17 protein-coding genes and 1 riboswitch are annotated in these 13,584 nt (G+C 56.1%); of the genes, 7 read left to right on the top strand and 10 right to left on the bottom strand.

Translation table 11 applies throughout. From position 1 onward, the window contains the following. Nucleotides 1-12: 12 nt before the first annotated feature. Nucleotides 13-1,152 carry a glycine cleavage system aminomethyltransferase GcvT gene (gene gcvT, locus PYL13_RS11695; RefSeq protein ID WP_275641493.1) on the bottom strand — a complete coding sequence of 380 codons (1,140 nt, stop codon included), beginning with the start codon at nt 1,150-1,152 and terminating at the stop codon, nt 13-15. A gap of 153 nt (nt 1,153-1,305) precedes the next feature. Beyond that, nucleotides 1,306-1,393, bottom strand: a riboswitch (glycine riboswitch). Between the two features lie 121 nt (nt 1,394-1,514). Continuing rightward, the gene (locus PYL13_RS11690; protein ID WP_259146041.1) at nt 1,515-1,706 is read right to left on the bottom strand and encodes a DUF3008 family protein; all 192 of its coding nucleotides are present in this window, start codon (nt 1,704-1,706) and stop codon (nt 1,515-1,517) included. Nucleotides 1,707-1,881: 175 nt separating this feature from the next. Between PYL13_RS11690 and PYL13_RS11685 the strand changes: the two genes are divergently transcribed. Both PYL13_RS11685 and PYL13_RS11680 read left to right on the top strand, forming a co-directional pair. After that, nucleotides 1,882-2,271, top strand: a complete 390-nt coding sequence (locus tag PYL13_RS11685; protein ID WP_441296638.1) for a hypothetical protein — start codon at nt 1,882-1,884, stop codon at nt 2,269-2,271. 84 nt (nt 2,272-2,355) lie between these two features. Continuing rightward, nucleotides 2,356-3,360: a copper chaperone PCu(A)C gene (locus tag PYL13_RS11680; protein ID WP_275641491.1), complete on the top strand. Its 1,005-nt coding sequence runs from the start codon at nt 2,356-2,358 to the stop codon at nt 3,358-3,360. A 108-nt stretch (nt 3,361-3,468) separates the two neighbouring features. Here the strand turns inward: PYL13_RS11680 and PYL13_RS11675 are convergent, their stop codons facing one another. Further along, nucleotides 3,469-3,759 carry a hypothetical protein gene (locus tag PYL13_RS11675; RefSeq protein ID WP_192488753.1) on the bottom strand — a complete coding sequence of 97 codons (291 nt, stop codon included), beginning with the start codon at nt 3,757-3,759 and terminating at the stop codon, nt 3,469-3,471. Between the two features lie 152 nt (nt 3,760-3,911). On the opposite strand from PYL13_RS11675, the gene crcB reads away from it, so the two are divergent. The 5 genes from crcB to PYL13_RS11650 all read left to right on the top strand — a co-directional run bounded on the left by crcB (nt 3,912) and on the right by PYL13_RS11650 (nt 7,469). Next, the gene (crcB, locus tag PYL13_RS11670; RefSeq protein WP_250981688.1) at nt 3,912-4,289 is read left to right on the top strand and encodes a fluoride efflux transporter CrcB; all 378 of its coding nucleotides are present in this window, start codon (nt 3,912-3,914) and stop codon (nt 4,287-4,289) included. A 70-nt stretch (nt 4,290-4,359) separates the two neighbouring features. Further along, complete coding sequence (locus PYL13_RS11665; protein ID WP_192488755.1) at nt 4,360-5,352, top strand: RluA family pseudouridine synthase; 993 nt, start codon at nt 4,360-4,362, stop codon at nt 5,350-5,352. After that, nucleotides 5,349-6,008: an HAD-IA family hydrolase gene (locus PYL13_RS11660; RefSeq protein ID WP_275641490.1), complete on the top strand. Its 660-nt coding sequence runs from the start codon at nt 5,349-5,351 to the stop codon at nt 6,006-6,008. Before PYL13_RS11665 ends, PYL13_RS11660 begins: the two co-directional genes overlap by 4 nt. A gap of 12 nt (nt 6,009-6,020) precedes the next feature. Beyond that, complete coding sequence (locus PYL13_RS11655) at nt 6,021-6,815, top strand: ATP12 family chaperone protein (protein ID WP_275641489.1); 795 nt, start codon at nt 6,021-6,023, stop codon at nt 6,813-6,815. A 63-nt stretch (nt 6,816-6,878) separates the two neighbouring features. Then, nucleotides 6,879-7,469, top strand: a complete 591-nt coding sequence (locus PYL13_RS11650; protein WP_368077680.1) for a hypothetical protein — start codon at nt 6,879-6,881, stop codon at nt 7,467-7,469. Between the two features lie 299 nt (nt 7,470-7,768). Here PYL13_RS11650 and fghA read toward each other — a convergent pair whose 3' ends face one another. From fghA to PYL13_RS11615, 7 genes are all read right to left on the bottom strand, one after another. Continuing rightward, on the bottom strand, nt 7,769-8,602 hold the full coding sequence (gene fghA / locus PYL13_RS11645) for an S-formylglutathione hydrolase (RefSeq protein WP_275641488.1): 834 nt from the start codon (nt 8,600-8,602) through the stop codon (nt 7,769-7,771). Nucleotides 8,603-8,626: 24 nt separating this feature from the next. Continuing rightward, entirely contained in the window at nt 8,627-9,289 is a 663-nt protein-coding gene (locus tag PYL13_RS11640) for a DUF1345 domain-containing protein (RefSeq protein ID WP_275641487.1), read from the bottom strand. Between the two features lie 21 nt (nt 9,290-9,310). Further along, nucleotides 9,311-9,751 (bottom strand): YaiI/YqxD family protein, encoded by a 441-nt coding sequence (locus tag PYL13_RS11635; RefSeq protein ID WP_250981683.1) that lies wholly within the window; start codon nt 9,749-9,751, stop codon nt 9,311-9,313. Continuing rightward, entirely contained in the window at nt 9,748-10,206 is a 459-nt protein-coding gene (locus PYL13_RS11630) for a GNAT family N-acetyltransferase (protein ID WP_275642027.1), read from the bottom strand. The genes PYL13_RS11635 and PYL13_RS11630 overlap by 4 nt, the downstream gene beginning before the upstream one ends. Then, entirely contained in the window at nt 10,206-11,333 is a 1,128-nt protein-coding gene (locus PYL13_RS11625; RefSeq protein WP_275641486.1) for an S-(hydroxymethyl)glutathione dehydrogenase/class III alcohol dehydrogenase, read from the bottom strand. Before PYL13_RS11625 ends, PYL13_RS11630 begins: the two co-directional genes overlap by 1 nt. A gap of 162 nt (nt 11,334-11,495) precedes the next feature. Continuing rightward, a complete protein-coding gene (locus PYL13_RS11620; protein ID WP_275641485.1) occupies nt 11,496-12,203 on the bottom strand; it encodes a hypothetical protein in 708 nt (235 codons plus the stop codon). 388 nt (nt 12,204-12,591) lie between these two features. Further along, nucleotides 12,592-13,503: a DMT family transporter gene (locus PYL13_RS11615; protein ID WP_275641484.1), complete on the bottom strand. Its 912-nt coding sequence runs from the start codon at nt 13,501-13,503 to the stop codon at nt 12,592-12,594. Nucleotides 13,504-13,584: the final 81 nt, after the last annotated feature.

The following is a 13,584-nucleotide window of genomic DNA, read 5'->3' as shown; positions in this document are numbered from 1 at the left end:
TCTTGAAAGAGTTTATCGTTTGTAAGTCGGTGTGATGAAGGGCAGGGCCGCGACCGATACGGGCAGATACTTGCCACGAACTTCGGCGAAAATTGCGGTGCCAGCAGCAGCGTATTCTTTCGGCACGTAGCCCATGGCAACGGGACCTTCCACGGAAGGACCAAAGCCACCTGAGGTCACTTCACCGATTTCGGTGTTGCCTTCAGCGTCTGCAAACAGCTTGGCATGGCCACGCACCGGGGCCTTGCCTTCGGGTTTGAGGCCAACGCGACGGCGCGAAGTGCCATTTGCCTGTTCGGAAAGGATGCGCGATGCGCCGGGGTAACCGCCTTCGCGTTCGCCGCCCGCACGTCTGGCCTTTTGAATGGCCCATTCCAGTGCAGCCTCGATTGGCGAAGTCGTGGTGTCGATGTCGTTGCCGTAAAGGCAAAGACCGGCTTCCAGACGCAGGCTGTCGCGTGCACCAAGGCCAATCGGCTCACAGTCGGGATGCTCAAGCAGTGCCTTGGCAATAAATTCCGCCTTGTCGGCCGGTACGGAGATTTCGAAACCGTCTTCACCGGAATAACCGGAACGGGAAACGATGCAGGATACGTCAAGCAATGGCACTTCACGCACATCCATGAACTTCATGCCGGAAACACCGGCCCACAGTTCTGCCAGAACTGCTTCCGCTCGCGGGCCTTGCAGGGCAATCAGCGCGCGGTCATCAAGAAGAGTAATGTCGCAGCTGTCGGACAGATGCGCTTTCATATGCGCCAGATCGGCGTCCTTGCAAGAAGCGTTGACGACGACAAACAAATGGTCACCACGGTTGGTGATCATCAGGTCATCAAGAATACAGCCATTGTCATCGGTGAAGAAACCGTAACGCTGGCGGCCTTCTTTCAGTGCCAGGATATCAACAGGAACCAGCGTTTCCAGCGCAAGCGCTGCATCTTCAACCTTGCCGGATTTTGCCTTGATGATGACTTGACCCATGTGGGACACGTCAAACAGACCAGCCGAGGTGCGCGTCTGGATATGCTCCTTCATGACACCGGCTGGATATTGCACAGGCATGTCATAACCGGCAAATGGCACCATGCGGGCGCCAAGCGACAGATGCAGGGAATGAAGCGGGGTGATTTTAAGCTCGGCGGTATCGTCCAAAAGACGCCTCCAGGGTTGCGCGAAAACGCGCGGGCTCGTGTTTTGGCGCAAATGCGCCGGTTCAAGAGCCCCCTCTGTCCTTGTCGCCTGAGATTGTTATCCCTTCGGCGAGCCTATTCCTTCATGCAAAGGCGGCTTCTCTCCAGAGTCATGCATTCCCCGCTGGTCCTTTTGCCTGAGAGTTTCCGGGGCGGTTGCTCCTTCGGCACCGCACCTAAGCGGCTTCTCCCAGCGGTGAAGTTTGCTCATTATCTGCGAACCCCGTGGCTTGGCAAGGACCAAATGCCGCAGGCGAACAGATAATTGTCGTCGTGACGTTACCCAAGCATTTTTACGGGCATGTCACAAGGTGGGCTTTCCGTTCAGTCTTTTTTATCAACATGCTCCGGCAGCCCCTTGTGGTCGGTGGAGGCGAACTCCTCAAGTTGCTTTTTTGTCATGGACTTGGCCATTTCTTTTGAAGCGCCTTGTAAAGACGACTTCTTGATCTCACCGCGCTTGGCGGCGAGGGCAGCACCTGCTGCTTTTTGTTGTGCCTTTGATTTTGCGGGCATGATTTCATCTCCTGAAACTGCACATTGATGAAATGAAAAGCCGTGGGAAAACCAATTGTTCCTTTTGCAGGACACGTTATAAATCGTGCGTGTTTGATTTGCGGCAAAAAGCAGAGAGCGCTTTGCTGTAAACAGGTGGGCCATGAACAACAGATCAAAATCGATAGAGAGGTTTGTGCGCATTTTCTGCGCCATGCTGATGCTGTCGCTTGGATTTGCCCACAAGCCGGTTGAGGCGGCAACTGCCGCGCCCGTGCTGGATGAGAGCTATCGTCTGCCAGACGGTACTTTTGCCGAAATATGCTTTGGTCATGATGGCGAGGATGCCCCAGGCGCAACCGTTGGTCACGCCGGTGATCCCGCAGGCCATCTCGATATCAGCGGCAAGCTGTTCTGCGAGGCTTGCCTGCTTGCCTCATCCACTCTGCTGCCGCTGCCGGACAGTGAAGCATGGCTTGTCACCAGCTTTACCTGGCTGGACAACACGCCAGCCCCGCAGCGTTTCCTTGCCGATACCACTGTTCTGGAAAGATCCCGAGCCCGCGCACCTCCCTTTTTCATCTGATCCGTTGTTACGCATTGAATGAAAACGCCTGTTTTGGGCATAAGGCGGCAGATGGTCCGGGGGACCGGCCGCAGGGATAACAAGATGAAAAAGATTAGCGTTCTGGCCTATGCCACATTGCTCACATCGGTTGCTGCAACACAGGGCTTTGCCCATTCCACCTTCGTCAATGAAAATGCGACGGCGGAGAGCACATTTGTCGCTGCCCTTCAGGTACCGCATGGCTGCGATGGTGGTCTCGCCACCACAGAGGTTCAGGTACAGCTGCCGGAGGGTTTCATTTCCGCCAAGCCACAGCCAAAGGCTGGTTGGGAGTTGGAAATCATCAAGGGCGATTACCAGAAGGCCTACAGCAACCACGGCAAGGAAATCAAAAGCGGCCCGGTTGAGTTTCGCTGGAAGAACGGCAATCTGCCGGACGAGTTTTACGATACCTTCGTTTTTCAGGGCAAGATATCCGGCGTAGAGGCGGGCACCGACCTGCCGTTCAAGGTCAAGCAGCTGTGCGGCGACAAGGGCACCGTTGTCTGGGATCAGGTGGCTGAAAAGGGTGCGGACCCGCATTCGCTGGCCAATCCCGCTCCGGTTTTGAAGGTGGCCGCCAAGGCCGAGCATGGCGGTGGTCACGATCACGGTGCTGCGGCACCTGCCGGACATGGTGCTGATCACGCTGCGGCTGCCGTCAAGGTTGGTGATCTCGAAGTTGCCGGCGGGTTCTCCAAGGCCATGTTGCCAGGCCAGCCAGTTGGCGGTGGTTTTGTGACCATTACCAATTCCGGCAAAGCCGATGACAAGCTGGTATCGGCGGTATCAGATGTCGCTGGCCGTGTTGAGTTGCATGAGATGGCCATGCAGGGCGAAGTGATGAAAATGCGCAAGCTGGATGACGGCATTACTGTTCCAGCCGGCGAGACGGTTGAGTTAAAGCCCGGCGGCCTGCACTTCATGTTCTTTGAAGTCAAAAAGCCGTTTGCCGAAGGTGACACTGTGCCTGTTACCCTGACCTTCGAAAAGGCAGGCAAGGTTGACATTACCCTGTCGGTGCAGAGCGCCAAGCCAGGTGAGGCCAGCGAACACAAGCACAACTGAGGCATTACTCTGAGAAGTCAGAGTGTTGTTAAAAACAAAAAGCGCCGTAGGAATCTCTCCGGCGCTTTTCTCTTGGGGGGATTTAAAACGGGCAGTCCTTCACGTGGCCTATGCGGCCTCGTGTTTGCTTTCATTATCCTCATAGGCTTCTTGAACCTGTTCATAGGTCGCCTGGGGATTCTGATGATGGCTGCTGGTCAGGAAATAAAGCGCCAATGATGGTGGTTTGACTACGTTGATGAGCGCGCGCAGTTGTTGGTCGCTGCCTTGCTCGACCCGGCGGGCAAGCGCATGGATCGCCTCTTCCACGACCGTCTTTTTCGGTTCGCGTTGAGCCGGCTTTAACGCCTCCATAGCGTATGCGGCAGTATTTGCCGAAATGCTTAAGACCTGCGTCATGATCTCTTTCCACTATCTGACAATCTTGACCATAGTTCATCCTATGTCCTGCAAGTTGCATTCCTGCTAAATCTCGTGGTTGTATTTTAGTAAAATTGGATTTTGTTTGGCGTGGTGTATCGGGACGAAACGCATTGAATTATGCTGGAAGCATGATTCATGTTTTGCTTGTTGCCATTGGCGGCGCAGTCGGTTCGGTTGCCCGTTATTTCGTGAACCTCTGGGCGTTTCGTTTGTGGGGTGCACATTTTCCGTGGGGAACGCTGGCCGTGAATGTTGTTGGCGGCCTGGCAATCGGCTTTCTGTCGGAAGTGATTGCGCGCAAGTTCAATGCGTCTACGGAAATGCGGCTGCTGGTAGTGACCGGCGTGCTGGGAGGCTTCACGACCTTTTCTTCATTCTCTCTTGATGCTGTCGGCCTGTTTGAGCGCGGGGAAATGGCACTTTCGGCGGTTTATATTGTTGCCAGTGTCGTTATTTCAATTCTTGCGGTTTGCGTCGGGCTGGCCTTGGGCCGCGCTTTGTTTTAAAGGCTCGTTCTAAATAATAGAGCCTGCCGGATAATTGGTGCAGGCAGAACAAACGAGACTGGAATTTCCCATGGCAGGTATCGAGCATATCAAGGTTGAAGCCGATGAGGCTGGTATGCGGTTGGACCGCTGGTTCAAGGTGCATTATCCCGGCCTGGGTTTCGGTCAATTGCAGAAGCTGATGCGCTCCGGCCAGGTGCGCGTTGATGGCGGACGTGTAAAGACTGATGCCCGCGTGCAGCCAGGCCAGATGGTACGCGTGCCGCCAATCGATTCTGATGCCAAGGTCAAAGGCGGGCCGATTGGCTCCAAGGACCTCAAGCACGCCGAAGACGGTGAGTTGCTGCGCCGCATGCTGCTGCATGAAGACGACAAGGTGTTCGTGTTCAACAAGCCGGCCGGCATTGCCGTGCAGGGTGGTTCGGGTGTTACCCGCCATATCGATGGTCTGCTGGAAGCCTGGGTCAGCCCGAAGGGTGAAAAACCGCGCCTCGTGCACCGTCTCGACCGTGATACGTCAGGCGTTCTCGTTGTTGCCCGTACACGCGGTGCCGCGCAGAAGCTGACGGCGGCGTTTCGTGAGCGTGACACCAAGAAGACCTACTGGGCCCTGGTGCGGGGCGTGCCGCGCAAACATCAGGACAAGATTTCAAGCTGGCTGGTGAAAGAGCAAACGCCGGATGGCGACCGCATGCGCGTTGCCACGCATGGTGAAGAGGGCGCCGACCACGCCATTTCCTATTACCGTGTGATCGATACGGCCGCGCAGACCATGGCTTGGCTGGAGATGGAGCCTTATACGGGCCGTACGCACCAGCTTCGCGTTCACGCCTTGCAGATGGGCCATCCGATCATTGGCGACCCGAAATATTACATCGATGATCCCAACTGGGATTTCCCCGGTGGTGTTCAGAAGCGCCTGCATCTTCACGCCCGCCATATCGACATTCCGCATCCATCCGGTGGTCGTCTGCGCGTCTCTGCGCCTTTGTCACCACACATGGTGCAAACCTGGAACCTTCTCGGGTTCGACCAGGCTGATGGCGACAAGGACGACGAATGAAACTGGTACTTTTCGACTGTGACGGCACACTGGTTGACAGTGTGAAGCTCATTCACGAGGTCATGGCGCGCACGTTCGTACATTTTGGTTATGATCGCCCGACCATCGAGCAGACCAAGTCGATTATTGGCTTGACGCTGGATATTGCGATTGCCCGTATGCAGGGCAAACCGCATGTCGATGATGAAGCAACGGCAATGACGGCACATTACAAGGCGATCTTTTCGGAAACGCGCGCCGAAGAGGGGCTGCAAGAGCCTTTGTTCGACGGCATTTCCGAGATGATTGCCGCGCTTGCGACACGTGAAGAAATCCTGATGGGTGCGGTGACCGGCAAATCCCGCCGTGGCCTGAACCTGATCATGGACACGCATGGTTTTCGCAAACATTTCATCGTGTCGCGTACTGCTGACGACTGCCCGTCGAAACCGCATCCGGGCATGGTCACTGAATGCTGTGACGAAACCGGCATGGTGCCAGCCGATACGATCGTGATTGGCGATGCCATCTATGATATGCAGATGGCAAAGGCTGCAGGTGCCACGGCAATTGGCGTGGCGTGGGGATATGCCAGTGAGCCTGAGCTTTGGGCGGCCGGTGCCGATGCCGTTGTTGCTCACCCCAGAGAAATACCCGGCTATATCAAGGCGAATTGACGAGGCTTAATCATGCGTGATCTGTTGAACGATCTGACCGAAGGCTTGAGCCATCCGGACCCTATTTTGCGTGCGCAAATCCAGATGCAGAAACCGCTGCCGAAGCGCTTCTACAAGGAGGTCACGGTTGGCGAGGCCGAAGACGGCCAGTTCTCGGTGTTGCTGGATGGCAAACCAGTTCGCACGCCTGCCAAGAAGCCGCTGGTGGTGCCGACACAGGCACTTGCTGATCTGCTGCGTCTGGAATGGGATGCGCAGAAAGAGGTCGTCAATCCGGCGGTGATGCCAATCACCCGTACGGTCAACACCGCTATTGATGGTGTGGCCACTGATACGCAGGCGGTGTTTGAAGATATCTTACGTTTCTCATCGAGCGATCTCTTGTGCTACCGGGCCGGTGAACCGCAGGCGCTTGTGGAGCGTCAGGGCGATCTGTGGGATCCTGTCATCGACTGGGCCGCGAACAATCTCGGCGCACGCTTCATTCTGGTGGAAGGCATTATTCATCAGGAACAGCCGCGCGAGGCCGTTGCCGCCTTTGCGGTGACGCTGCGCAAATACGATACGGCCCTTGAGTTGGCAGCACTGCACACCATGACCACCATCACCGGTTCGGCCATTCTGGCGGTGGCCTTTGCCGAGGGCGCCTGGAGCCTGGAAGACATCTGGACCTTTGCCCATCTGGACGAAGACTGGACCGCCGAACATTGGGGCGAAGACGAAGAGGCCACGCAGCGGCGTGCTCACCGCTTTGTGGATATGCAGGCCGCAGCCGATGTTTTTGCATCGCTGCGAAGCGGTTCTTAACGCTTCCGTAACCCTAACGGGAAATCATAGCGGCATATTCCCAGGGACGGGGTTGTCGTTATTATGAGACGTCAGTGGCAGCGCATCACAGCGTTCTGGTCGGTTTTCGTGTTCGGAAACCGGGCGGGAATTGCACGCGCGCATACTTCTGGTTCAACAGACGTTTTCGGTTTTTCCGTGCTGCGTTCCGGCGCGTTTCTGGTGTGTTGTCTGGCGTTGATGTCGTTTCGGCTAATGCCTGACGATGCCGATAAAAACAGGCTGGTCTATGATGTGCGCGGCGCCTTTGTTGCCGCCCAGCCGGAAATTTCGCACCGACTGATGCAGATGGTGCATTCCTACGTTTCTGAATCGATTGATGTCACCAGCCGCGCCACCGTGCGGCCGCGTGTGGTGCTGACCATTCGTCTGGCATCGGTGAAAAAAGAACCGTTCCTGCTGGGGGCACGCTCATCGGCACGGGTCGTGGTGCGGGCAGCGTCGGTGACGACGGGGGAAGTGATTGCCGAGGCGAAGTTTACCGCCACGGTTTACGGCCTGGACAAGGATAGCCTTGAGGGTGATCTGGCGTATGGCGTTGCCTCGCGGGTCATTCAAGAATTTCAGCTGGCCAAGCCAGCGCCGGCAACGCTGGCGACCGCACTTTTTCCTTGACATAATGGCTGCTTATATCGGGTTCATCGCACTTACGTTTTTGCATAACGTAAGGTTAGCTGCCTGTGAGCGCATATCTATGTGACGCATGCTCGCGCCACTCTTCGTCTTGCCTGTCCTCGGGTATGACCCGAGGGATGTCACAGGGATCCAGTCGCCGCGCAGACGCGCGATGAAAAGAGTATATTTTCCTTCCCAAGTCCTTGGGATGACTAGATTCCCGCAACACGTGCGGGAATGAGGGGCCTGGGTGGCGCAACGTCATTCAGGCGGAGGTGAACCAATCAGCTATTCGCCAATCAGCCCAAACGTTCAGCGTGCCACTTCAGGTGATCGTCCATGAAAGTCGAGATGAAGTAATAGGAGTGGTCGTAACGCTCGTGCATGCGCAGCGTCAGGCCGATATCCGTTCCCTTAATCGCTTCTTCAAACAGCCATGGGCGCAGGCCGGTTTCCAGGAAGCTGTCTGCCTTGCCCTGATCGATCAGGAATTCAGGGAAACGGGCGCCGTCCTTGACCAGTTCGCAGGCATCGTATTTGCGCCATGCCGCCTTGTCCTCACCGAGATACTTTTCCAGTGCCGGTGCCGACCAGTCAGCGCTTGTTGGTGCAACGATGGGTGCAAAGGCCGAGCAGCTCTTGAAACGTTCCGGGTTTTTCAGGGCGATGGTCATCGCGCCATGGCCACCCATGGAATGGCCAAAAATGCCCTGACGGTTCATGTCGATGCGGAAATGCTGCGAGACGAGGGCAGGCAGTTCCTCGGTGATGTAGGTGTACATCTGGAAATGTTCGGCCCAGGGCTTTTCGGTGGCGTCAAGGTAGAAGCCAGCGCCTTTACCCATCTGCCAGTTGGTCAGTTCGTCCGGTACGTCATTGCCGCGCGGGCTGGTGTCCGGGCAGACGACGATCAGGCCCAGTTCCGATGCCATGCGGCGGTATTCGCCCTTTTCCATGACGTTGGCATGGGTGCAGGTGAGGCCGGAGAGATACCAGACAACAGGGCAAGGCTCCGAGATCGCCTTCGGTGGCACATAGACCGCAAAGGTCATTTCGGATTTGCAGCTTTCGGAATCATGGGCAAATACGCCCTGCATGCCGCCGAAGGATGTGTTCTGGGAGATGATTTTCATGCAATTTTCCTTGGAGTGTAGGGATCAACCGGCCAGTGACACCGCAGCGTTGACGAAGGCTGCGACAAGCACGGTGTTGAAGAAAAACGAAACGATGGAATGGGCAAGCGTTGCCTTGCGCATTACCGTGGTGGTGACACCAACGTCGGAGGTTTGCGCCGTCATGCCAATGACGAAGGCGAAATAGAGAAACTCATAAACGCCGGGATCTTCCGTGTCTGGAAAATCCATGCCGCCCTTATGTTCGGTATGGCCAGCGCGACCGGCCGGCCGCCAGAACAGGTGGGCGTAATGCATGGCGGCCATGGTGTGGATGGTCACCCAGCCAAGCAGCACGGAAGCAAATGCCATGGCAAGCGCCGGCAGTTTTTCACCATCGGTGTGATTCAGTGCAATAAACAGGGAGACAACCGACACGGCAACGGCAATCAGCGTCACGGCAATGATGGCAATGGCTGGTGCATCATCACTATCGGCATGGGCCTTGAAATGGGCTGCCGTCAACAAATGCAGGCGTCGCGCGATCTGCGCCAGATAACTTAAGAAAAAGATCAGCGCGGCAATTTCGATGGCCAGTTCGGGGATCAGGTAAAGGGAGGCGGGCAGGGAGAGCGCCGCCAGCAAAAGCGCGATCAGGAACGGGCGATGACGCCTGTCTATGCCGTGCCGTTTTCCGCCTTCACGCATGGCTTTCCCCTGTTTGCAGGTTTATTTTTTGACCCTGCGGCAAAGACGGTCAAGTGTCTCGAGAAAAGCTGAGCGGTCACGCGGGCTGAAAACCGGGTTGTAACCCTTGCTTTCGCCGGTTTCGCGCAGGTGCTGGCCAAGGTCACGCATGGCGGTTGCCATGCCGATATTGGCAACATCAAATATCCGTCCGGTCGGGCCTGTCACCAATGCGCCTGCAGATACGCAGCGTCCGGCCAGTGGCACATCGGCGGTGACCACAATGTCACCATCCTTGGCGCGTTCGGCAATCCAGTCATCGGCGGCGTCAAAGCCATTGGACACAATGACATTCTTGATCATCGGATCACGCGACGGGCGCAGTCCGGAATTGGCGACGAATGTCACTTCCAGACCGTGCCGTTCGGCAACTTTGAGGATTTCGGGTTTGACCGGGCAGGCATCGGCGTCAACATAGATCATGGTACAGACCGTATCATGTCGACGTGCGGAATGCCGTCCTCGACATATTCTTCCGATGTGACTGTAAAGCCGAGCGACCCGTAAAAGCGCTGCAAATGGCTTTGCGCCGATATCTCAATGGCCTCGCCGGGATATTCGCGTTCGCAGGCGATGATGGCTTCCCGCATCAGTGCTTCGCCGAGTTTCTTGCCGCGATGATCGGGCGACACGGCAACGCGGCCAATGCGCGGCAGCACCTCATTTGAGGGCCGCCACAGCCGCGCGCAGGCCAGCAATTCGTTACCAGCCATCAACCGCAAATGCAGGCAGTCGATGTCATTGCCATCCAGCTCCGGGTAGGGGCATTCCTGCTCGACAACGAACACATCCACGCGCAGTTTCAGCATGGCGTAAAGTTCGATGGCGGAGAACTCGTTGAGCCTCCGCACATCGACTGTATAGGTTTGCGAGGTAATCAATAAACCACCACGCCGCGAATGCTTTCGCCGGAATGCATCAGCTCGAAGCCCTTGTTGATGTCTTTCAATGGCATGGTGTGAGTGATCATCGGGTCGATCTGGATCTTGCCTTCCATGTACCAGTCCACGATCTTCGGAACGTCGGTACGGCCACGGGCGCCACCAAAGGCAGTGCCCATCCAGTTACGGCCGGTGACCAGCTGGAACGGACGAGTGTTGATTTCCTGGCCAGCACCGGCCACGCCGATGATGACAGACTTGCCCCAGCCGCGGTGCGAGGCTTCCAGCGCCTGACGCATGACCTTGGTGTTGCCGGTGCAGTCGAATGTGTAGTCCGCGCCGCCAATCAGGTCGCCGTTACGCTTGGTCATGTTGACGAGGTAAGGCACGATGTCGTCGCCGACTTCCTTCGGATTGACGAAGTGCGTCATGCCGAACTTTTCGCCCCATTCCTTGCGGTCATTGTTGATGTCAACGCCGATGATCATGTCCGCACCGGCAAGGCGCAGGCCCTGCAGCACGTTGAGGCCGATGCCGCCGAGACCGAAAACGATCGCCGTCGAGCCGATTTCGACCTTGGCCGTGTTGATGACGGCGCCGATGCCGGTGGTCACGCCGCAACCGATGTAGCAGATCTTGTCGAACGGCGCGTCGGGGTTGACCTTGGCCAGCGCGATTTCCGGCAGAACCGTGTAGTTCGCGAAGGTCGAGCAGCCCATGTAGTGGTGGATCTTGTCCTTGCCGATCGAGAAACGCGAGGTGCCGTCAGGCATCACGCCCTGGCCCTGCGTGGAGCGAATCGAGGTGCAGAGATTGGTCTTGCGCGACAGGCAGGAGTAGCACTCGCGGCATTCCGGCGTGTAGAGCGGAATGACGTGGTCGCCCTTCTTGACCGAGGTCACGCCGGGGCCAACGTCAACAACGATACCGGCACCTTCGTGGCCGAGGATGGCCGGGAACAGGCCTTCCGGATCAGCGCCCGACAGCGTGAAATCATCAGTGTGGCAGATACCCGTTGCCTTGACTTCGATGAGCACTTCACCGGCGCGTGGGCCGTCAAGCTGGACGGTCATGACTTCGAGCGGTTTGCCTGCCTGCACGGCGACTGCTGCGCGTACATCCATCGGGTATCTCCTTGAGCGAATTGTTATATGTCAGACTTTTGCCTGAGCTTGTTATTCTAAACAAGGCGAAAAATGCAAAAAACTAATTCGTTATAAGGCAATAGCGGGGTTTCATGCGCCCCGTGCGAAGCTGGACCAAAGGATGTCGCACGGGGGTGGGTTTCAGGCTTTGGCGGCGTCGCCAAACAGCATGTCGGAATTGAGTTGCAGCCAGCCATTGCTTTGCATGCGGGAGGACTTGCGGGCTGACAGGGTTTTGACGGTTTCCATCAGTTCCACCCAGTCGGGATGGTTGCCATCCTCTTTGACGGCGTTATCGATATGGCGCAGCACTGCAAGCTCGGCTGCCTGGAGGGATGTTCCAGTTGTTTGCAATGGCAGGTCGATCAGGCTGGCAATATAGTCCATGTCCTGCGCGGTAATGACCGCATCATCAGAACGGAAATCTGCATAGGCGCCCTTGCGGGCAATAATGGCCAGCCGCAATTGGTTGAGCGCCAGCACCCGCAGTGACACCGGCGTATAACGGGCCTTGCGGATGATGTTTTGTAACAGTGCCAGTTTCAGCTTGTTGTGAATAATGCCTTCCGGCGCAAAGGTCGCAACAAACCAGTCGGCATTGTAAGTATCCATCGACCCTTGCGGATAGCTGTGAAAGACAATGAAGTCAGTCAGGCTATCGACAAAAAATCTGGCCCAGCCGTCCGAGTCGGGAGAAATCGTCCGGTTCAACGCAATAAGTGCCGTAACGTCTGCTGTTGTCTTGATGCCGTCTGGAAATGCTCGTTTTCGTAAAAAAGTCGTATCATCAATGTAACGCTGCCCTGTTTCCTCGCCGGGCAGCGGGAAAGCAGCACCCATATTATTCATCTTTCGTCTCTCCGTTTCATCATGAAACTGGGCAAAGCGTAGATGCGAACGGTTTACGAGATGCCAATAAAGACGGCTAATGAAGCCTTCACATTTCAGATAAAATTTGAATGATCTGTTGTTCTTGTGCCAGTCCGAGACGCGGGCTTCTGTGGCCGTAAAAGACTGTTTCAATGCCTGTGACATTGAGAGATCTAGGGCAGAAATGCACAAAGATATTTGAGAGAAATAGTACCGCACCTTTCTGCTTAATAGTTTGGATCGCCAGCAAACCGGATGATTTTTTCCGGTTTTTTCCTTGTCGAATCTTGTCCGTTATCTTGTGCAACAGCTATCTTGCTGGTGTCGGGAAATGAATTTTCCTCCCATTCATATGCCGATTTATCCTTCAGGTGGCGCGAACACGCTCCCGCCAGATGATGAAAAGGCCCGATGCAACGATGATAAGGATGCCGAGCCACTTGGACGGGCTTGGGAAATCACTGAACAGAACGAATCCCAGCGCCGTTGCCGAGATGATTTCGAAATACTGGAAGGGCGCCAAAAGCGAGATTGGGGCGAGTCGAAACGCTTTGACGACCAGCAGGTGCATATAACCGGAGATCGCGCCGAGCAGAATCAGCAGCAGCCATGCCTGGCTGTTACCAGGCAGTGATATTTCAAAATCCACGTCGCCAAGCGAATGGCCAATGCCAAGCGCCACCGCCATGAACAATGTCCCACCAATGCCGGCCATGGTCTGCATGGTCAAAGGCGTGTCGCCATCACCCATGGCGCGGTTAAGGAACAGGTAGAGTGTAAAGAGGAATGCGCATGCCACCGGCAGCAGCGACTTCAGACCGAAGATTTCAAAACTTGGCTGAATGACGATCATCGCCCCGCCAAAACCGATGACGATGGCGAGCCACCGCCGCCAGCCAACCTTTTCACCCAGAAACAGCGCCGACATCATGGTCAGCATGAAGGGCTCAACAAAGTAGATGGCAAACACGTCTGCCAGCGGCATGTATTTGACCGCCACGAAAAACATCAGGCTTGCGGCAGCATGTAGCACGCCGCGTAACAGGTTGAGAAACGGCCGGCGGGTGGACAACAGCGCTTTTGGCGACACGGCCAGCAACAGCGGTAGCGTGCAAACCAGCTGGAAAAAGAAACGGTAGAAAGTAACCTGACCCGGTGACATGCCGCCATAGGTGGCCATGTATTTGGCAATGGCATCCATGGCCGGCAAGACCACCATGCACCCGGCCATGATCATCATGCCACGGAAGGAATTGCTGCTGGAATTATCCTGCGTCATTGCCATATCTGCTGCCACCACATTTGCTGTTTGTCATCACCGAACAGCAGCGGCAGAAAAAAGGGGCGCTGGTCGCGCCCC

Origin of the sequence: Agrobacterium sp. Azo12, from assembly GCF_029193765.2 — a bacterium.
In the GTDB taxonomy this organism is placed as follows: Bacteria; Pseudomonadota; Alphaproteobacteria; order Rhizobiales; family Rhizobiaceae; genus Agrobacterium.
Note: the sequence above shows the minus strand (reverse complement) of the source record. Positions and strands in the feature narration are given on the sequence as shown.